This window comes from Pantoea sp. RG18 (assembly GCF_025910075.1).
Taxonomy (GTDB): Bacteria; Pseudomonadota; Gammaproteobacteria; order Enterobacterales; family Enterobacteriaceae; genus Pantoea; species Pantoea agglomerans.
The window spans coordinates 172,014-191,898 of the sequence record NZ_JAPCIL010000015.1 but is presented as its reverse complement, the minus strand read 5'-3'; the positions used below and the strand labels follow the sequence as shown (position 1 = coordinate 191,898).

The 19,885-nt window shown below is 56.4% G+C and carries 19 protein-coding genes and 1 riboswitch; of the genes, 8 read left to right on the top strand and 11 right to left on the bottom strand.

Translation table 11 applies throughout. From position 1 onward, the window contains the following. Genes cpdA through nudF form a run of 3 tightly spaced genes read right to left on the bottom strand, consistent with a single transcriptional unit; the run spans nt 1 to nt 1,928 of the window. Complete coding sequence (cpdA, locus tag OK409_RS17200; RefSeq protein WP_022623882.1) at nt 1-828, bottom strand: 3',5'-cyclic-AMP phosphodiesterase; 828 nt, start codon at nt 826-828, stop codon at nt 1-3. Nucleotides 829-870: 42 nt separating this feature from the next. Beyond that, nucleotides 871-1,296: a DUF1249 family protein gene (locus tag OK409_RS17195; protein WP_008925735.1), complete on the bottom strand. Its 426-nt coding sequence runs from the start codon at nt 1,294-1,296 to the stop codon at nt 871-873. Next, nucleotides 1,293-1,928, bottom strand: coding sequence for an ADP-ribose diphosphatase (gene nudF, locus OK409_RS17190; RefSeq protein WP_010671126.1), 636 nt, complete (start codon nt 1,926-1,928; stop codon nt 1,293-1,295). Before nudF ends, OK409_RS17195 begins: the two co-directional genes overlap by 4 nt. Nucleotides 1,929-2,141: 213 nt before the next feature. Between nudF and tolC the strand changes: the two genes are divergently transcribed. The 3 genes from tolC to OK409_RS17175 all read left to right on the top strand — a co-directional run bounded on the left by tolC (nt 2,142) and on the right by OK409_RS17175 (nt 5,590). Continuing rightward, nucleotides 2,142-3,608, top strand: coding sequence for an outer membrane channel protein TolC (gene tolC / locus OK409_RS17185; RefSeq protein WP_010249035.1), 1,467 nt, complete (start codon nt 2,142-2,144; stop codon nt 3,606-3,608). Nucleotides 3,609-3,750: 142 nt separating this feature from the next. Further along, nucleotides 3,751-4,422, top strand: coding sequence for a DUF1190 family protein (locus tag OK409_RS17180; RefSeq protein WP_010249037.1), 672 nt, complete (start codon nt 3,751-3,753; stop codon nt 4,420-4,422). 7 nt (nt 4,423-4,429) lie between these two features. After that, nucleotides 4,430-5,590: a glutathionylspermidine synthase family protein gene (locus OK409_RS17175; RefSeq protein ID WP_033769850.1), complete on the top strand. Its 1,161-nt coding sequence runs from the start codon at nt 4,430-4,432 to the stop codon at nt 5,588-5,590. A gap of 51 nt (nt 5,591-5,641) precedes the next feature. Here the strand turns inward: OK409_RS17175 and ygiD are convergent, their stop codons facing one another. Together ygiD and ribB are read right to left on the bottom strand one after the other, a co-directional pair. Next, nucleotides 5,642-6,427 (bottom strand): 4,5-DOPA dioxygenase extradiol, encoded by a 786-nt coding sequence (gene ygiD / locus OK409_RS17170; protein WP_264367273.1) that lies wholly within the window; start codon nt 6,425-6,427, stop codon nt 5,642-5,644. Nucleotides 6,428-6,662: 235 nt separating this feature from the next. Further along, complete coding sequence (gene ribB / locus OK409_RS17165) at nt 6,663-7,319, bottom strand: 3,4-dihydroxy-2-butanone-4-phosphate synthase (RefSeq protein WP_031590879.1); 657 nt, start codon at nt 7,317-7,319, stop codon at nt 6,663-6,665. A gap of 110 nt (nt 7,320-7,429) precedes the next feature. Next, nucleotides 7,430-7,587, bottom strand: a riboswitch (FMN riboswitch). 171 nt (nt 7,588-7,758) lie between these two features. Here ribB and ubiK point away from each other — a divergent pair. Further along, entirely contained in the window at nt 7,759-8,148 is a 390-nt protein-coding gene (ubiK, locus tag OK409_RS17160; protein ID WP_154210445.1) for a ubiquinone biosynthesis accessory factor UbiK, read from the top strand. 39 nt (nt 8,149-8,187) lie between these two features. On the opposite strand, the gene hldE is transcribed toward ubiK, so the two are convergent. The 3 genes from hldE to OK409_RS17145 form a co-directional block, all read right to left on the bottom strand. Further along, nucleotides 8,188-9,612, bottom strand: a complete 1,425-nt coding sequence (gene hldE / locus OK409_RS17155) for a bifunctional D-glycero-beta-D-manno-heptose-7-phosphate kinase/D-glycero-beta-D-manno-heptose 1-phosphate adenylyltransferase HldE (RefSeq protein WP_010249049.1) — start codon at nt 9,610-9,612, stop codon at nt 8,188-8,190. Nucleotides 9,613-9,682: 70 nt separating this feature from the next. Further along, on the bottom strand, nt 9,683-12,535 hold the full coding sequence (gene glnE, locus OK409_RS17150) for a bifunctional [glutamate--ammonia ligase]-adenylyl-L-tyrosine phosphorylase/[glutamate--ammonia-ligase] adenylyltransferase (protein WP_264367272.1): 2,853 nt from the start codon (nt 12,533-12,535) through the stop codon (nt 9,683-9,685). Nucleotides 12,536-12,568: 33 nt separating this feature from the next. Beyond that, a complete protein-coding gene (locus tag OK409_RS17145) occupies nt 12,569-13,879 on the bottom strand; it encodes an inorganic triphosphatase (protein ID WP_033769845.1) in 1,311 nt (436 codons plus the stop codon). A gap of 272 nt (nt 13,880-14,151) precedes the next feature. Between OK409_RS17145 and OK409_RS17140 the strand changes: the two genes are divergently transcribed. Together OK409_RS17140 and OK409_RS17135 are read left to right on the top strand one after the other, a co-directional pair. Next, the gene (locus OK409_RS17140; protein ID WP_010671133.1) at nt 14,152-14,772 is read left to right on the top strand and encodes a TIGR04211 family SH3 domain-containing protein; all 621 of its coding nucleotides are present in this window, start codon (nt 14,152-14,154) and stop codon (nt 14,770-14,772) included. A 158-nt stretch (nt 14,773-14,930) separates the two neighbouring features. Next, entirely contained in the window at nt 14,931-16,163 is a 1,233-nt protein-coding gene (locus OK409_RS17135) for a multifunctional CCA addition/repair protein (RefSeq protein ID WP_264367271.1), read from the top strand. Nucleotides 16,164-16,178: 15 nt separating this feature from the next. Here OK409_RS17135 and bacA read toward each other — a convergent pair whose 3' ends face one another. Both bacA and folB read right to left on the bottom strand, forming a co-directional pair. Then, the gene (bacA, locus tag OK409_RS17130) at nt 16,179-16,997 is read right to left on the bottom strand and encodes an undecaprenyl-diphosphate phosphatase (RefSeq protein ID WP_010671134.1); all 819 of its coding nucleotides are present in this window, start codon (nt 16,995-16,997) and stop codon (nt 16,179-16,181) included. A 191-nt stretch (nt 16,998-17,188) separates the two neighbouring features. Beyond that, nucleotides 17,189-17,548: a bifunctional dihydroneopterin aldolase/7,8-dihydroneopterin epimerase gene (gene folB, locus OK409_RS17125; protein ID WP_010249061.1), complete on the bottom strand. Its 360-nt coding sequence runs from the start codon at nt 17,546-17,548 to the stop codon at nt 17,189-17,191. Nucleotides 17,549-17,656: 108 nt separating this feature from the next. Here folB and plsY point away from each other — a divergent pair, with 108 nt between their 5' ends. Then, nucleotides 17,657-18,262 (top strand): glycerol-3-phosphate 1-O-acyltransferase PlsY, encoded by a 606-nt coding sequence (gene plsY / locus OK409_RS17120; RefSeq protein ID WP_010249063.1) that lies wholly within the window; start codon nt 17,657-17,659, stop codon nt 18,260-18,262. A 29-nt stretch (nt 18,263-18,291) separates the two neighbouring features. Here the strand turns inward: plsY and tsaD are convergent, their stop codons facing one another. Beyond that, complete coding sequence (gene tsaD, locus OK409_RS17115; RefSeq protein ID WP_010249066.1) at nt 18,292-19,305, bottom strand: tRNA (adenosine(37)-N6)-threonylcarbamoyltransferase complex transferase subunit TsaD; 1,014 nt, start codon at nt 19,303-19,305, stop codon at nt 18,292-18,294. 278 nt (nt 19,306-19,583) lie between these two features. Here tsaD and rpsU point away from each other — a divergent pair, with 278 nt between their 5' ends. Continuing rightward, nucleotides 19,584-19,799: a 30S ribosomal protein S21 gene (gene rpsU, locus OK409_RS17110; protein WP_001144069.1), complete on the top strand. Its 216-nt coding sequence runs from the start codon at nt 19,584-19,586 to the stop codon at nt 19,797-19,799. Nucleotides 19,800-19,885: the final 86 nt, after the last annotated feature.

The following is a 19,885-nucleotide window of genomic DNA, read 5'->3' as shown; positions in this document are numbered from 1 at the left end:
TCAGTATCCTTCTGAGTCTAAATCGGGACGAAAAGCGTCGGTGTCGAGCCGGTTAACCTCGGTCTCAAGGCCGCCATCCGGATACAGCGTGAACCAGCGCCAGCCTGGTGCCACGGTGTCGATCGTAAAGCTGGTGCAGTGCGGTTTGAACTGAACGCAGGTTGAAGGGGTGGCCAGCACACGACGACCGTGCCACTCAAGATCCAGCTCCTGGTGAATATGACCACAGACCAGCGTCCGGGCTAACGGGTAATGCTGTAACACCGCATCGAGCTGATGTGAGTTGCGCAGGCTGTGCTGATCGAGCCAGGTGCAGCCAGAGGCCAGCGGATGGTGGTGCAGCAGCACCAGCGTGTGACGTTGCGGATAGCGGGCCAGCGCGTTATCGAGCCACTCCAGCTGATAATCGCTCAGCATCCCGTGCGGCACACCCGAGACCTGGCTGTCCAGCAACACAATCTGCCACTGTTCACCCACCAGCACCTGCTTGTGGGCATTGATATGAGCGGCTGCCAGCGTGTCGAACATCGCGGGCTGAAAATCGTGATTACCGGGCAGCCAGACGCAGGGCCGCGGCAAACGTGAGATGCCCTCAGCAAAATGCTGATAGGCTTCGATAGAGTGATCCTGGGCGAGATCGCCTGTGGCGATAATCAGGTCGTAGTCGCGATGTTGCGCAATAATCGCATCCAGCACCGCTTTATAGCTCGACCAGGTGTTCACCCCAAGCAGCGATTCATGTTTTCCCGCGAACAGGTGGGTATCCGTGATTTGCAAAATCCTGATTTCGGAACCGTTCGCTGCAGGAAGAGTTAGCAGGCTATCCAAAGCGTTTCCTTCGTCTCCACGCCATTTACTGCATTATACGCATCAGCAAACCGGAACTGCCATCGCACCATGTGCCAGGCAGTAGCGCAGCCAGTCTGCGAGAAACTGGTTTATCTGATGTTTTTCATCGCGCTGATGCAATTTTTTATTAGGATAATCATAGCGCGCTTTGAAACGATAGATCTGTTGAGTTGAACACACTTCGGCGACCATCGCATCGTGATAGAGCCTTACCGACATCGAGGGCAGACTCCAGTAACTCACGGCAGGCGCGACCTGGCGGATCTCCACCAGCGTGGTGTAGCGTGTGGACTCCTGGATCGTCAGCTGATAACGGGCGCCACTCACCTGATAGATCACCGATTCTCCCGCCTCATCGTTACGCGGCAGCAGGCGGCGTAACTGGGCGAAATTGGTTTCGCAGAGCCGCATCATTTCGGGAAAGTCAGGGGTATAGCGCTGTTTCATTTTTGTATCCACTCTTCGCGTAGTTTCTCATGGTGCAACGCCAGCCATTGCAGGGCGATGACAGACGCCGCATTGTCAATTATCCCCTCTTCCACCCAGCGGTAAGCCTGTTCGCGGCTCACCACATGGACAAGAATATCCTCATTCTCTTCCTCCAGACCATGGCATCCCTCTGCCTGGCTGGCATCCACTTCCCCAATCAGCACCGACAGACGTTCGCTGGTGCCGCCAGGGCTGGCCAGATAGTTAAGCATGGGCTTAATCCGGCCGACCTCTAATCCTGCTTCTTCAACGGCTTCACGGCGCACGACCTGCTCGACAGATTCACCGGGCTCAATAATGCCGGCGACCATCTCCAGCAGCCAGGGCGAAGCACTGCTGTCATAAGCCGGGATGCGGATCTGTTCAATCAGCACCACTTCATCGCGTAAGGGATCATAAGGTAGCAGCACGGCGGCATGTCCGCGCTCAAAAACTTCGCGCTGTACTTCCCCACTCATTTCGCCGTTAAACTGGCGGTGGCGGAAGCGATAACGTACGACGGAAAAAAAACCATCATAGACGGTTTCGCGTGCAATAATTTCTACATCGTTTTTTGTGAAAGTCACAGGGGATTTTTTTTCTTCCGGCATCATCGGGTTCCTTATGCAGATTGAGGTGGAGCGAAAAAAGCCTGTAACCGTGCTCCATGTAAGTGGTTCTTTCTGAATTATTTACGTAAATTAGGGGGAGAAGGCACGTTCAGCCAACTTATCTCACAGTTGCCCTCTGCTAGAATCGGCGATAATTTTTTGGCTTACCCGGCAGCGCACCCACTGCAATTTGCTGCAACAAAAGGAATGCAAATGAAAAAACTGCTCCCATTTTTTATTGGGCTGAGCCTGGGCGGTTTCAGCTTCGCCAGCCAGGCCGAAGACCTGCTTCAGGTTTATCAACAAGCACGTCTGAGCAACCCGGATCTGCGCAGCGCCGCTGCCGATCGCGATTCTGCCTTTGAGAAAATCAACGAAGCGCGTAGCCCATTATTACCCCAGCTCGGCCTGGGTGCAGACTACACCTATAACAACGGCTATCGCGACAGTAGCGGTCTCCATTCCAACACGACCAGCGGCTCGCTGCAATTAACCCAGACTATTTTCGACATGTCGAAATGGCGCGCACTGACCCTGCAGGAAAAAGCTGCAGGTATTCAGGATGTGACCTATCAGGTGGCGCAGCAGGATCTGATTCTGAACACCGCGACCGCCTACTTCAACGTGCTGAAAGCGATTGATACCCTTTCTTACACCGAAGCGCAGAAACAGTCGATCTATCGTGAACTGGATCAAACTACCCAGCGCTTTAACGTTGGTCTGGTTGCCATTACTGACGTACAGAACGCCCGTGCGCAATATGACAGCGTGCTGGCTAACGAAGTGACCGCGCGTAATAACCTTGATAACAACGTCGAAACGCTGCGTCAGATCACCGGCATGGACTACATGTCGCTGGCGTCGCTGAGCATTGATCGCTTCAGAACCGATAAGCCCGAACCGGTCAGCGCGCTGCTTAAGCAGGCGGAAAGCCGTAACCTGTCGCTGCTCTCTGCGCGTCTGAACCAGGATTTAGCCCGTGAGCAGATCCGCTCCGCTGAAGCTGGTCACATGCCGACGCTGGGTCTGACGGCCTCTACCGGCATGTCGAACAGCAAATATGGCGGCAGCCGTGCGAACCAGAGCCAGGGGTCTACTGACTCCATTACCGGTTCTAACCAGGTGGGTCTGAGCTTCTCACTGCCACTCTATAGCGGCGGCAGCGTCACCTCTCAGGTGAAACAGGCGCAGTACAGCTTCGTCAGCGCCAGTGAATCGCTGGAAAGCGCGCACCGCTCTGCGGTTCAGACAGTCCGCTCATCGTTTAACAACGTGAATGCTTCTATCAGCAGCATCAACGCTTATAAACAGGCCGTGGTCTCTGCGCAAAGCTCTCTGGATGCGTCAGAAGCGGGCTATCAGGTTGGTACGCGTACTATCGTTGATGTGCTGGATGCAACCACCGTGCTCTACAACGCTAAGCAGCAGCTCTCTGATGCGCGCTATAGCTATCTGATTAACCAGCTGAATATCAGCTATGCGCTGGGTACGCTCAATGAGCAGAGCCTGCAGAAACTGAACAGCCAGCTGGGTAAAGAGATCCCGACCTCACCGGAAACGGTAGCACCGGAAAATGCACAGCAGACCGCGCGCGTGGATAGCGGTCCGGCAGCAACCGGCTCTTCTGAGGCAGCACGTCCTGCGGCTCGCCACAGCAGCGGTAATCCTTTCGGTAATTAATGAGCGGACGGGCTGCTTTGCGGCCCGTCTCTCTGTTGAACGTATAACTAAGTAAAGATCCCTGTTGTATCAGGCCTCCAGCTTCAATTTTACCCCCCCATCCCCTATTCTATGCGCTACCTTTGGGCACAGGATAATCATAATGAAACGCACAAAATCTATTCGCTATGCCGCTTTTCGCAAGAGCTGGCAGGCACGCCATTTAACGCCCGTTGCTATCGCCGTTTCGGCGGTATTTATGCTGGCTGGTTGTGAACAGAACGACGAAACAGTTTCGATGTACCAGAATGCCGATGACTGTTCAAAAGCCAATCCGGGCCAGAGTGCGCAATGTACTACCGCATTCAATGAAGCCAAAAAAGAGGCGGAACGCACCGCGCCAAAATATGCCACGCGTGAAGATTGTGTCGCTGAATTTGGTGAAAACCAGTGTCAGCAGACACCGGCTCAGGCGGGCGTGGGCACCACTAATGCCGAATCGCAGCAGAGTGGCGGCAGCTTCTGGATGCCACTGATGGCAGGTTACATGATGGGTCGCATGATGGGCGGTGGTTCGGGCTTTGCACAGCAACCGCTCTTCTCACCGAAAAATGCCCGCAGCCCGGCCAATGGTCAGTTTGTTGATGCATCAGGCCGTAATTATGGTGCAGCAACATCCGGCAAAAGCATGACCGTGCCGAAAACGGCGCTGGCACCAAAACCGGCTACCACCTCCACCATTACCCGTGGTGGCTTTGGTGAAACCGTCGCGAAGCAGAACAGCATGCAGCGTAGCAGCGCCAGCGGCACTTCCAGCCGCTCAATGGGAGGCTAACGCCCCGATGGAACGCATTGCCATTTCAGAGCGCCCAGGCTGGCGCGAAAAAGCCACCGAGTTCGGTTTTCGTTTTCACACCATGCATGGTGAACCCTACTGGTGTGAAGATGCTTATTATCAGTTCACGCTAGCGCAAATCGAGCATCTGGAAGATGTGACCGCTGAATTACATCAAATGTGCCTGCAGGTGGTGGAAAAAGTGGTTAACAGCGAAGCGCTGCTGGCTAAATTCCGCATTCCTAAACACACCTGGGACTTTGTGCGCGATTCATGGCATCAGCGTCAGCCTTCGCTTTACTCTCGTCTGGATCTCGCCTGGGATGGCAAAGGCGATGTAAAGCTGCTGGAGAACAATGCCGATACGCCGACCTCGCTGTATGAAGCGGCATTTTTCCAGTGGCTGTGGCTGGAAGACCAGCTTAACGCCGGTCAGCTCCCCGCAGGCAGCGATCAGTTTAATAGCCTGCAGGAAAAGCTGATCGAACGCTTTGCCGCGTTACATCAGCAGCACGGCTTCAACTGGCTGCACTTCGCCTGCTGCCGTGATACCGACGAAGATCGCGGCACCGTGCAATATCTTCAGGATTGCGCCACCGAAGCGGGACTGCCGAGTGAGTTTCTCTACATGGATGAAATTGGACTGGGCGAGAAAGGGGAATTTACCGACGCCCAGGATCAGGTGATTAGCAACCTGTTCAAGCTCTATCCGTGGGAATTCATGCTGCGTGAGATGTTCTCCACCAAGCTGGGCGATGCTGGCGTGCGCTGGCTGGAACCGGCCTGGAAAAGCATTATCTCGAATAAAGCCTTGCTGCCGCTGCTGTGGGAGATGTTTCCGAATCACCCTAACCTGCTGCCCGCCTGGTTCGCGGAAGATGACGTGCCGCACATGGACAAATATGTGGTGAAGCCGCTGTTTTCACGTGAAGGTGCCAACATCCGCATCGTGGAAAATGGTCAGGAGATCGCCCGCGTCGATGGGCCGTATGGCGAAGAGGGAATGATCGTCCAGCAGTTCCATCCGCTGCCTAAGTTTGGCGACAGCTATACGCTGATCGGCAGCTGGCTGATTGACGATCAACCGGCCGGTATCGGCCTGCGGGAAGATCGCGACCTGATCACGCAGGATCTTTCCCGTTTCTATCCGCACGCTTTTATCGGTTAATGCACCGCGATAATAACAGGCCAGCTTCTGGCCTGTTTTCTTCTGGCTTCCCTAACCTACCTGAACCGACAACATGCTGATCGCACCCATCTCCATGCCATCAACCGGAATGCTGATGGCGTCATCTGGCTGACGTGCGCCAAGTACATAGAGCAGCGGCAGATAGTGCTCAGGTGTTGGATTAGAAAGCGCCGCACCAGGATGATCCATAAAGTTAACCAGCGGATGAGAAGCAGCATCGCTCTGCACCGCCAGGTTATCGCGCACGAACTGTTCAAAACTGCTGGCCCATGGATAAACTTCGTTGTTGCCATCCCAGCGCACTTTACGCAGGTTATGTACCACGTTGCCGCTGGCGACAATCATCACGCCCTGATTGCGCAGTGCAGCCAGTTTCTGACCCATCTCAAAGTGCCATGTCGCAGGTTTGGTGCCATCAATGCTTAGCTGGACCACCGGAATATCGGCCTCCGGATACATCTTGATCAGCACACCCCAGGAACCATGATCCAGTCCCCACTCGTGATCCAGCGTCACCGCAACGGGCGCTAACTGCTCCACCAGCTGCTGCGCCAGTTCAGGCGATCCCGGTGCCGGATAGCGCGTATCAAACAGCGCCTGCGGAAAGCCCCCAAAATCATGAATGGTCTCAGGCTGTGCCATTGCCGTCACGGCGGTGCCGCGCGTATACCAGTGCGCCGAAACCGCAATAATCGCGCGTGGACGTGGCAGAGTATCGCCCAGGTGACGCCACGCGGCGGTATAGCGATTCTCTTCAAGGGCATTCATCGGGCTGCCGTGACCCAAAAACAGCGCTGGCATTCGTAACTGGCTCATTCGTGATCCCCGGGATCGAGTATTTGATAGCCATTACGATACGCGCATCCGCTGCTTTATCACGCGGATAACCATGATGGTGATCATCAGGAAATTTGAATGAAATTTAACGTGGCAGGTTTAACAGGGTTTTCGGCATGAAGGAGAGAGGAGAAGTCAGCGGTCAGGCCGCGCCATTCCGGGTGTCAGGACGATAAACAGGCCCGGGAGGGGCCTGTTTATCGCAGCAGCCAGATTAGCTGGCGTGGCGTGTTTCGTGCGCGCGACGCCAGGCGATCAGATCTTCGATGGTCACCACCGGCATGTTGTGCTGACGGGCGAACGCAATCGCTTCTGGCGCATGGGCCATGGTGCCATCGTCGTTGGTCAGTTCGCACAGCACACCTGCGGGCTTAAAGCCGGCCAGGGTGACTAAATCAATAGTCGCTTCGGTATGCCCGCCACGGGTTAATACGCCGCCTTCGCTGGCACGCAGCGGGAAGACATGACCAGGGCGATGCAGATCGGTGGGTCTGGCATTGTCGGCAATGGCGGCGCGGATGGTGGTGATACGATCCTGCGCGGAGACGCCCGTGGTGACGCCTTCTGCGGCCTCAATGGTCACGGTGAAGCCAGTGCCGAAAGAGCTGGTGTTGTTTTCCACCATCATTGGCAGATCGAGCTGCTGGCGACGCGCTTCGGTCAGGCAAAGGCAGACGATGCCGCTGCCGTGACGGATAGTCAGTGCCATCTGTTCAACGGTCATGGTTTCTGCGGCGAAGATCATGTCGCCTTCGTTTTCGCGATTTTCATCGTCGAGTACCATCACACCGCGTCCCTCACGCAGGGCGGCGATAGCACGTTCTACACGCTGTTCAGGCGTGCCAAATTCAGAAAGTAGCGTCTGATTCATGGTAATAAAAACCTTAAAATGTATGGGTTACCAGAATCAGGGCGTGCTTAGGAGTGACGTCAAAAAGACGTGGCAATAACGTGAAGCAGACACAATTGTCCGACAGATGTCGTTACCCTCTCCCATCCGGACTGTAACCGTCGGCCCCGGAATTACACCGGATCTGCTGACCTTTACCTCTCTTTTCATCAAGATAAAGCGCTCGCGGGCTTTCAGCCGAAGCTGATTTACCGCCGGTGGGGAATTGCGCCCCGCCCTGAGAATAAGCACTTTAACTATAACGCCGATCGTTTGAGGCGGCAATCATCAATAGCGCAATTGCTTTTGCATTTCCTGCGTTACCGATTTGAGGTTTATCCTTTTCATTTCTGGCATTACACTTAACTCTTATTACGTTGGTAAACACGCTGACACAGCTCCCCGTAACCAGGAAATCATCATGATCGACACGAAAAAAATTGAACAACTTGCCCGTCAGGTTCACGAAGCGATGCCTAAAGGTGTTCGTGAGTTTGGTGATGATGTCGAAAAGAAAATTCGTCAGGTTCTTCAGGCGCAGCTGACCCGGATGGATCTGGTCAACCGTGAGGAGTTTGATGTGCAGACGCAGGTATTACTGCGTACACGTGAGAAGCTGGCGGCGCTGGAGCAGCGTCTGGCGCAGCTGGAAAGTCAGGGGTCATCAGCCGGTACGCCGCCGACGGCAACCGCACCAGTAACACCTGCTGCCGCGACCACACCATCAGCCGCCGTAGCGACCTCACCTGCAGCCTCGCCGTCACCGGTTGCGGACGTGGTGAAACCTGTCTCGGACAACAAGCCAGAATAAGCCTTTAAGCGGGAGCCCGGCTCCCGCTTACGCTGCGTTTTAGCTGCCGCGGATGGTTTTGATAATGTTGGTAGTAGAGATACCATCTTCGAAGTTCAGCACCTGAACGTCGCCGCCATTTGCCCACACTTCTTTGCTGCCCGCGATATCTTCCGGCTTGTAATCTCCCCCTTTGACCAGCAGGTCAGGGAGAATGCCCGCAATCAGCCGCTGCGGCGTATCCTCTTCAAATACCACCACCCAGTCGACCGCTTCCAGCGCGCCCAGCACGATCATCCGGTTTTCCTGCGGATTCACCGGACGGCTTTCGCCTTTCAGACGTTTAGTCGACGCATCGCTGTTCACCGCGACAATCAGTCGATCGCCGAGCTTGCGGGCATTTGCCAGGTAGGAGACATGACCGGCATGCAGAATGTCGAACACTCCGTTGGTCATCACCACTTTTTCGCCACGGCGGCGGGCCATCTCAACGGCGGCTTTTAACTGCGCTTCGGTCATGATGCCGAAACCCTGTTCCGGGCGGGCATGAATCGCATTTTCCAGCTCAACGGTGCTGACGGTAGACGTACCCAGTTTACCCACCACCACACCCGCAGCCGCGTTGGCAAGGAAACAGGCTTCTTCCAGCGAATCACCGGCCGCTAATGCCGCCGCCAGCACGCCAATCACCGTATCGCCCGCACCGGTCACGTCATAGACTTCCTGTGCCTGGGTGGGCAGATGCAGAGGCGCTTTGCCCGGCTGCAGCAGCGTCATGCCATTTTCTGAACGGGTCACCAGCAGCGCGGAGAGGTCAAAATCGGCGATCAGCTGGGTGCCGCGCGCCACAATTTCCTCTTCGTTTTTGCATTTACCGACCACGGCTTCAAATTCAGAGAGGTTCGGCGTCAGCAGCGTCGCGCCACGGTAGCGCGCAAAATCGGTGCCTTTCGGATCAATTAATACCGGTACGCCCGCTTCGCGCGCCAGAGTAATCATGGTCTGCACGCTGGAGAGCGCGCCTTTGGCATAATCGGACAGCACCAGCGCACCCGCGGCGGCCAGTGAATCACGCATTTTCTGGTGAATCGGCTCCGGATCGACCTGATCAAAGCCCTCTTCAAAATCGAGACGGATCAGCTGCTGATTGCGGGAAAGCACGCGCAGTTTGGTAATGGTCGGATGGCTTTTGACCGCCACGAAGTCACAATGCACGTTGACGTCTTTCAGCGTGTTACTCAACACACGCGCCGCATCATCTTCGCCAGTCAGGCCAATCAGTCGCGACGCGGCACCGAGTGCTGCAATGTTCATCGCCACGTTTGCCGCGCCGCCAGGGCGCTCTTCAACCGTGTCCACTTTCACCACCGGAACCGGCGCTTCAGGGGAGATACGGCTGGTTGGGCCATACCAGTAACGATCCAACATTACATCGCCAACAACCAGCACTGAGGCTTGGCCGAACGCGGGCAGAGTCACTTTCATTCCAGACACTCCAGACTGCATTAAAAATAGTGCGCGGATGATAGCACAGTTGCGATTTGTGCTATCAGCATCACGCCAGGATAGACGCAGGCGTTATCAGCCAGCGCTGCCAGCTGCTCAGAACCGTCTGCCGCTCCGCTGCATAGGCCTCTGGCTCAACGTGGCCGAGCTGTTCCTGCAGGGCGCGATGGTGCAATGCGTCGCGCAGCGTCACATAAGCCTGCGTCAGCGCCTGTGCTTCATCGGCGGGCATTTTATGGTACTTCGCCATCAGCTCGAAAATGCGCACATTGTCAGACCAGCGCGTCAGTTCAGGCTGCTCAGCGGCGTAGCGTAAGACAAGATATTGGGCGATGAATTCAATATCGGTGATGCCGCCCGCGTCGGCTTTGATATCCCAGCGACCTTTATGTTTGTTGCTGAGGTGAGCGCGCATCTTTTCACGCATCTCACGCACTTCCGTTTGCAGCGCTTCCGCGGCACGTGGCAGTGACAGAATCGCCTGACGAATTACGCTAAAACGTTCACCCAGTGCCGCCTCGCCAAAGACGACGCGTGCCCGGACCAGCGCCTGATGCTCCCAGGTCCAGGCTTCACTGCGCTGATACTCTTCAAAGGCCTCAAAGGTACTCACCAGCATGCCCGCTGCGCCCGAAGGACGCAGGCGCGCATCCACTTCGTAGAGAATGCCGGAAGAGGTGCGGGTACTGAAAAGATGCATGATGCGCTGGGCGAGGCGCAGATAGAACTGACGGCCATCGATGCTGCGCTCCCCTTCTGTCACCGCGTCTGCCGGGCAGTCATGCAGGAACACCAAATCGAGGTCAGAACTGTAACCCAGCTCCCAGCCACCCAGTTTGCCGTAGCCCAGCACGGCAAAACCGCGTTCATGTTCATTACTCAGATGCGAAGGACGGCCGTAACGCTGCACCATCATATTCCACGCCTGGCGCACCACAGATTCGATAATCGCTTCTGCCAGCCAGGTGAGATGATCGCTGACTTTCATCACCGGCAGCGTTCCGGCGATGTCGGCGGCAGCAATACGCAGATGCTGTGCCTGCTTAAACTGCCGTACCGCTTCCAGCTGCTGCTCTTCGTCCTCGGTAGGGATGCGCAGCAGATACTGACGCAGCTCATCGCGATAGGCATCGGTGGCGGTTGGCTGATAGAGCGTGGCTGGATCGAGCAGTTCATCCAGCAATAAGGGATGACGCGCCAGCTGGCTGGCTACCATCGGTGAGGCGGCGCACAGGCGAATTAAGTGGCGCAGCGCACCGTGATATTCGGTCAGCAGCTCCAGATAGGTGCTGCGGGTCAGCACGCCTAGCAGCAGCGGCGTCAGGCGGCCGAGCGTCACCGCCGCATCTTCACGCGGGCAGACTTCGCTCAGCAGACGCGGCATCAGCTGGTCCAGCGCCTGACGGCCACGCGGGCCGATGGTGCGCCGGTTGATATCCTGACGAAACGCCTCCAGCGTCTGGTGCAGCGTAAGCCGCTGCTCGTCACTGAGCTGCGGCACCAGCGTCGCCAGTTCGCTATCCTCCAGCTGGTCCTGCCACAGCACCTGAAACTCTGCCAGCTCACGCTGATCGCCAATCTCAGGGGTATCTTCGCCAATCAGCTCATCGAAGATAGCGCGCACCGCCGCCATCTGGCCGTCGAGCCGGGTCATCAGAGCAGGCCAGTCGGCACAATCCATCGCCCACGCCAGCCGGGCGCGATGCAGTTCATCCTCTGGCAGGGTCTGGGTCTGCTCGTCGCCCAGGCTTTGCAGCAGATTCTCTAGCCGCCGCAGGAACAGGTAGGCAACACGCAACGCATCGACCTGTTCCGCGGGCAGCAGGGCCAGGGTTTTGATCGCCTCCAGCGTCGGCAGCAGTGAGCGCAGCTGTAATGAGCGCTCACGCCCGCCGCGAATCAGCTGGAATACCTGCACGATAAATTCGGTTTCACGGATGCCGCCCGCACCCAGTTTGATATTGTTTTTTAGCCCGCGTCGCCGCACTTCGCGGCTGATCATCCCTTTCATGTTTCGCAGTGACTGGATCACGCTGAAGTCGATGTAGCGGCGGTAAACGAATGGCCGCAGCATCTGCTGCAGCTCCAGGCTCCAGCGATCGTGGTCATCACCCATCAGCCGCGCCTTGACCATGGCGTAACGCTCCCAGTCGCGTCCCTGCTCCTGGTAATAATCTTCCAGCGCGGCAAAGCTCATCACCAGCGGGCCGCTGTCGCCAAACGGGCGCAGACGCATATCCACCCGATAGACAAAACCATCCATGGTGGGTTGATCCAGCACTTTAATCAGCCGCTGTCCCATGCGGGTAAAGAACTGAGCGTTGTCGAGTTCACGCCGTCCGCCACGCGTTGTGCCGTTTTCCGGCCAGGCAAAAATCAGGTCAATATCAGAAGAAAAATTGAGTTCGCCGCCGCCCAGCTTGCCCATGCCCAGAATCAGCATCGGCTGCGCGTCGCCGTCCGCATTACAGGGCGTACCAAAATCACGACAGCAATCCTGATAAACCCAGTCACGCGCCCGGCTGATCAGCACTTCGGCTAATGCGCTGAGCTGTTGCAGGCTCTGTTCGGTTGTGGCGTGCTGCAGAGACTGCATCCAGGCGATGCGTACCAGCATACGGCGACGAAACAGCCGCAGTTCACGCATCAGGCTCGCTTCACTGTCGATGCCGCTAAGCGCCTGATTGAGCCACGCAGAGTAGTGTTGCCACTCATCAGGCTGCGGCGGCTGGTCGAGCATCGCCTGCCACCAGTCGGGATGTTGTTGCAGGTTTTCCAGCACAAAATCGCTGAAAGCCAGTCCGGCAGCCTGCTCCGGGCTTAACGAAGCCAGCGGAACCCCAATCTGTCGGGCGGCCTCTTCGGCCTGGTCGCGTAGCAACGCGGGAAGTGCTGACAACATAACTCCCTCCTTGATGGCGTGACGGAATGCCCGTTAGCGGCCAGCGCCGCTGGTGAGCCAGAACGGAGGCTGTTTCAGCGCCTGCATCGCCAGCCAGGCTAACCCGGACGTCTGTTTTTCATGAATTGCCGACAGCAGCTGTTGCCACGGGTCGAGCCAGCTGACGACCGCCTCAGACGGATAGAATCCCGCCAGCAGGTGGACGGTAAGCAATTGACGCGCCAGACGGGTGGCTTTGTCCTGATACTCGTTGGGTTGTTTTACCGTGATGAACGTTTCTCTCAGATCGGCATTGACGCGGCTCAGCATAATGTCGCTGAAGCGTTTATAGGACCCCTGCAGCTTGGCTTCCCCTTTGGCATCGATCCACTGACGCCACTGAGATTCAGCCAGCCAGTGTGTCAGCGCCAGCTGCGTCTCAACCGAGAGGGAAGATAAGCAGAAAGTGGCAGCATCCTGCTCTTCATTCACCAGCGTCTCTTCCAGCGTGGTCAGCTGCTGACGCAGCGCACTGCTGGCTTTACGCGGTACCAGCGCACCAAACAGGCTGAACGCCTGACGCAGCAGATCCAGCGCTTCGCGCACCGCATCCTGGGCCGCCGCATTGCCGCGCAGCCAGACTTCTTCATGATATTGCCAGTGATGAAGTCCTGCCGACATCGCGGCCACCATGCCCTGCTCTACGGTGGCTTTGGCGCCCGCTTTCAGCAGCGGGAAAGGCTGTATCTGGCGCGGCGGATTACCCTGCGCCAGCTGATAGCCGCGGGCAGCTTTGCTCAGGCTGCCCATACGCAGACCGCCCAGCGCCACCAGCTGCTGTGCGAAGGCCAGCAGATCCTGGCGTTCGCCACGTTTCAGCTCCAGCTCGATCTCGCACAGCGGTTCGCTGAGATCACCTGCCGTGACCTCGCCCTGATCAAACGCCACTTCAATTTCACTGTTGCCTGTGGTGATCAGCCAGATCTCGCGCTGGAAATGGGTGGTGAACAGGGGCTGCAAGCGCGGCTGCAGCGCTGCGACATCGGTGCCCTGCGGCCAGATCTCTGCCGGCAGGCGTGCAATGTCCAGAACCGGTTCGCTGAGCTCAACGTTGTATTCCGGACGCTGATGCAGTCCGCCGAGCGTCTGCCCCGCCGCTTTCAGCGTCATTTCATAACGCTGGTCTACGCCGCGGATACGCAATCCCATATTCCAGCGTCGTAGCTGGTTGTCGTCGGTTTCAAAGTAGATGTTGGTCAGCTCGCGAGCAGCCTGATGCTGATGCGGCAGAGTGGAGAGCAGTTCAGCCAGTTTCCCGGCCGCCTGTGGAGTTGCAATGAACTTTAGTTCGATTTCGATGGTCATAATTTTTTATTCACTACGCCGCTGGCACTTAAGAGGGTGTTTCCTGCATATTTCAGGCGATTATCAGCAGGTTACTCAAGCTGTCGCCTGGAGGGCAAGGGGTTATCAGGCGAAGATTAATGCACAGAAGCCGCGCTGTCTCTGCTTTCTTTGCTCTTTCGCAGACCTTTTCGCACTCTCATGAGACCAGGATAGTTCTCATTCAGATTTATGCGAGGCCTCTCCAGACTGTGCCGGTAAATTTTTAGTCAGACTAAGCCAAACGAAATCGAATGAAAAAAATTACTCTCGCTGGACTCACTTTGCTGGCCCTTAGCACCCTTGCACCTGCCCATGCCGAAGAAAAACGCTATGTTTCTGATGAACTTTCAACCTGGGTTCGCAGCGGACCGGGCGATCAGTTTCGCCTGCTCGGTAAGCTGAACGCCGGGGAAGAGGTGCAGCTGTTACAGACCAACAATGACACGCATTATGGCCAGATCCGTGATTCGGAAGGCCGTACCACCTGGATTCCCCTGTCGCAGCTCAGTGCTAATCCGAGCCTGCGCACCCGGGTGCCTCAGCTTGAGCAGCAGGTGAAAGATCTGACCGCCAAACTGGATAACATCGACAACAGCTGGAACCAGCGCACGGCTGAGATGCAGAACAAAGTCGCCAGCAGCGACGGCGTTATCAACGGGCTGAAAGGCGAGAATCAGAAGCTGAAAAATGAGCTGATCGTCGCGCAGAAGAAAGTCAGCGCCGCTAACGTTCAGCTGGATGATAAGCAGCGCACCATCATCATGCAGTGGTTTATGTATGGCGGCGGCGTGCTGGGCGTCGGCCTGCTGCTGGGCCTGTTACTGCCGCACATGCTGCCGCGCCGTAAGAAAAGCGATCGCTGGATGAACTGACACCATTTAGCCGGATTTGAGCAGGGGATCGCAGGATCCCCCTTTTGGCATGTCTGCAATCCGGGGAATCTGTGCAACAATAAAATGATATGCACCGCTGATTTCAGGCGCGGGACGCGCCCGGCGTGCAGGTCATTTCTTTTTCTCTGGAGTTTTGCGTGAAGACGTTTCTTATTGGCGGTGCGGTGCGTGATGCGCTGCTGAATCTGCCGGTTACAGACAAAGATTGGGTGGTGACAGGTTCCACGCCTGAAGCCATGCTTGAGCAGGGCTATCACCAGGTCGGTCGCGATTTTCCCGTTTTCCTGCATCCCGTCAGTCGCGAAGAGTATGCGCTGGCACGTACCGAGCGGAAAAACGGGAAAGGCTACACCGGTTTTGTCACCTGGTCCGCGCCCGACGTGACGCTGGAGCAGGACTTACAGCGCCGCGATCTGACCATCAATGCGATTGCGCAGGATGAAAACGGCGTGCTGGTCGATCCTTATAATGGCCAGCGTGATATTGCCCTGCGCCTGCTGCGTCACGTCTCTGACGCCTTCAGTGAAGATCCGCTGCGGGTACTGCGCGTTGCGCGCTTTGCGGCGCGTTTTGCCCATCTCAACTTTCGTATTGCCCCCGAAACCCAGCAGCTGATGCAGCAGATGGCCGAAAGCGGCGAGCTGTCGAATCTCACTGCTGAGCGAGTGTGGAAAGAGACGGAAAAGGCGCTGAGTTCCCGTAATCCGCAGGTCTATTTTCAGGTCCTGCGCGACTGCGGTGCGTTGCAGGTGCTGTTTCCTGAGCTGGATAATCTGTTTGGTATTCCTGCGCCGATTAAGTGGCACCCGGAGATCGACACCGGCGTCCATACGCTGATGACACTGGCGATGGCCGCCGCCCTTTCCAGTGAGATCGAGGTGCGCTTCGCCACGCTGTTCCATGACGTCGGCAAGGCGCTGACGCCGCCTGAGTTGTGGCCCAGCCACCACGGTCATGGCCTGGCCGGCGTTCCCCTGGTCGGGGCGCTGTGCCAGCGACTGCGGGTGCCAAATGCGATTCGCGATCTGGCGCTGATTGTGACCGAATTTCACGACGTGGTGCACACCATTGAACGGCAATCTGCCGCGTCGCTGGTAGCACTGTTTGACCGAATCGATGCCTGGCGTAAGCCACAGCGCGTTGAGCAGATGGCGCTGACCAGTGAAGCGGATGCGCGCGGGCGAGCCGGACTGGAGAGCATGCCTTATCCGCAGGGCGACTATCTGCGTCGTGCTTTTGCACTGGCGCAGGCGGTGCCGACCAAAGCGGTGGTCGAAGCGGGATTTAAAGGTGCAGAAGTGCGGGAAGAGTTGACGCGACGACGGATTAACGCCGTCGCGCAGGGTCTGGCGATTACGCAGCCTGACTAGCAGGCTGCGCTGGCTTTACATGAAGACCATGTAAACCGCGGCTGCCACAATAAAGCGGTAGATCGCGAACGAGACAAATGAGATGCGTTTGATCAGCTGAAGGAAGGCTTTAATCGCAATCAGCGCCACGATAAACGCCGTGACAAAGCCTACCGCGAACATCGGGAAATCCGCCATCGTCAGGAAGCCGATGCTCTTGTACAAATCCAGTACGGTTGCCCCCATCATCATTGGCACTGCCAGGATGAAGGAGAACTCCGACGCGGCATAGCGGCTCACGCCCATCAGCATGCCACCGGAGATGGTTGCCCCGGAACGTGAGAAGCCCGGCCACAGCGCTAAGCACTGGAAACAGCCAATCATCAACGCCTGACGATAGGTAATATCATCGACGCCCACCGCTTTCGGCTGTTTTGGCTTAAGGTACTCAGCTGCCAGCAGCAGCACACCACCTACCACCAGGGCGTACATCACGTTGATCGGATTAAACAGCGTTTTGATCTGATCGTGCAGCACCAGACCCACGACCACCGCCGGTACCATACCCAGCAGGATATGGATCAGCGACAGACGGCCAGTGCCGACGCCTTCATGTTTGACTTCGCCAAAGTGGATGCCGATCAGGCCAAACAGACGGCGCCAGAACATCACTACTACAGCCAGAATCGATCCTAACTGGATCACAACTTCAAAGGTCTCGGCTTTTTCACCCTCAAAGCCCAGCAGGTGACCCACTATAATCATGTGCCCTGTGGAAGAGACCGGTAAAAATTCGGTCAGCCCTTCCACAACGCCCAGGATTGCAGCTACCCAAAGCTGATGAATATCTGCCATCAAATGTTTCCTCTATCCGTTTCAAAACCATTAAAAAGGCGGTAGCGCGTGGCTATCGCCTGAAATCATGCCGCTATCAGCCTGAATTAAACCTTAAGGTCTACACCATTTCGCCTGCTGTAACGAAACGGTACACGCTATGACAGACAGTAATTTGGTTTGGTTTCATTGTGATGGCAATCACATCGTATTTATTTAGGAATAGTCCCGCGCTCAATTCGCACGCCAACCTGTGCTGCCTGGGCTACAGCCCCCGGTTTGCTTACCTTTATGCGGACGCCAGGCGAATTGAAACGGTTCATCAACAGATCCGCGATTTCTTCAGCAACCCGTTCAACCAGCGCAAAACGACTGCCGGTAAGATGCGTCAGAATCGCCGAGGAGACATCCGCATAGCTCAGACAATCTTTCACATCGTCGCTGCTGGCCGCCAGACGGTTATCCCAGGCCATTTCGACATCGAGCACCAGCTTCTGTTGTATGCCCTGTTCCCAGTCGTAAACGCCAATAGTGGTGAAGACCGTGAGTTGTTCTATAAATACGATATCCATGATGAGAGTCTCTGTTTTTGGCTAAGCCGGATACCACTTCCGGCTGATTATGCGTATTATCCACGGTTAAAGAGATCAAAACGACCCTAAAGGGAACGGTACGGTGTTATGAGTGCTTTCGCGCTTGGTATGATTATTTTCGCGTATCTTTGCGGTTCGATTTCCAGTGCGATTCTGGTTTGCAAACTCGCTGGCCTGCCCGATCCGCGCACACACGGTTCCGGCAATCCGGGTGCCACCAACGTCCTGCGTCTGGGCGGTAAAACCGCAGCAGCCAGCGTATTAGTGTTTGATGTGCTGAAAGGGATGGTGCCGGTCTGGCTGGCCTATCTGATGCACGTGACTCCGCTCTATCTCGGCCTGACCGCCATTGCCGCCTGTCTGGGTCATATCTATCCGGTGTTCTTTCACTTTCGCGGTGGCAAGGGTGTGGCGACGGCATTTGGCGCGATTGCGCCGATTGGCTGGGACTTAACCGGGCTGGTGACCGGCACCTGGCTGTTAACGGTCTTACTCAGCGGCTATTCCTCGCTGGGTGCCATCGTCAGTGCGCTGATCGCGCCTTTTTATGTGTGGTGGTTCAAACCGCAGTTCACCTTCCCGGTTTCTATGCTCTCCTGTCTGATCCTGCTGCGTCATCACGATAATATTCAGCGGCTGTGGCGGGGTCAGGAAGGCAAGATCTGGAAGCGCAAAAAGAAATCTCAGCCATAAAAAAAGCCGGCAAGCCGGCTTTTTTCACATCAGATGGCGGGCAGTTCCGCCAGCGGCCAGCGCGGTCGCACGCTGACGCTTAACTCTCCCCGCGTTCCGCCTTTTAACCGCACCATGCCCGCATACGCGATCATCGCACCGTTATCGGTACAGAACTCCGGGCGGGCGTAGAACACTTCGCCGCCGCGCTTTTGCATCATGATCGCCATCTGCTCGCGCAGTGTGCGGTTAGCGCTGACGCCACCGGCAATCACCAGACGCTTAAAGCCGGTCTGATCCAGCGCACGCTTACATTTGATCGACAGCGTATCCACCACCGCATCTTCAAAGGCGCGGGCGATGTCAGCACGGGTCTGAGCATCATCATCATTGGCGCGGATGGTATTAGCGGCAAAGGTTTTCAGGCCAGAGAAGCTGAAATCCAGGCCCGGACGATCGGTCATCGGACGCGGGAAGGTAAAACGTCCCGCCGTGCCCTGCTGCGCCATCTTCGACAGCATTGGCCCGCCCGGATAATCCAGCCCAAGCAGCTTGGCCGTTTTGTCGAACGCTTCACCCGCGGCATCATCGATCGATTCACCCAGCAGCGCGTATTCACCAATGCCGGTGACGCTAATCAGCTGCGTATGTCCGCCCGACACCAGGAGTGCGACAAACGGAAATTCCGGCGGATTCTCTTCCAGCATCGGCGCCAGCAGGTGGCCTTCCATATGGTGGACCGGCACGGCGGGGACTTTCCAGGCAAACGCCAGGGCGCGGCCAATGGTGGCACCAACCAGCAGCGCACCGACCAGTCCAGGGCCTGCTGTGTAAGCCACCGCGTCGATCTGCTGCGGCTCCAGACCGGCCTCTTTCAGCGCAGCCTGAATCAACGGCACGGTTTTACGCACGTGATCACGTGAGGCCAGTTCCGGCACCACACCGCCATAATCGGCGTGCAGTTTTACCTGGCTGTAGAGTTGGTTAGCCAGTAATCCGGCCTCGTCATCATAGATTGCGATGCCGGTTTCATCGCACGACGTTTCAATACCCAGAATTCGCATTGCATCACCTCATTCTTGCGGCGCGCAGTTTATCACAGCAATTGGATGTGCAGCGCGGGCATCCACCGTAAAAAGTCATTTTCTGTCGGCTAAAGAGTGCGCTATACTCCCGCCCCTGGAAAAACCGGCAGCCGCACAGGCAAACGCTCCTGTTGGTTTCAAATTATCCATGGTGCTTTACAAACCAACTTGAGTTGGAGTAAAATGCTGCACCATTTTGAAATGTGCTGGCGCCGCAGTCAGCAGCAAAAACCGAATTTTATCGAGGTGAGAGTTACATGCCGGTAATTAAAGTACGTGAAAACGAGCCATTTGACGTAGCACTGCGTCGCTTCAAGCGTTCATGCGAGAAAGCAGGCGTTCTGGCTGAAGTTCGTCGTCGTGAGTTCTATGAAAAACCGACTACCGAACGTAAGCGCGCTAAAGCGTCAGCAGTTAAGCGTCACGCCAAGAAACTGGCTCGCGAAAACGCACGCCGCACTCGTCTGTACTAAGTCGTTCCGGAGGTCCGCCTCCACCGCGTGATTCACGCAGACAGAGTCAAGTAAAAGGCCGTGCTTTCCGAAAGGAAGCGCGGCTT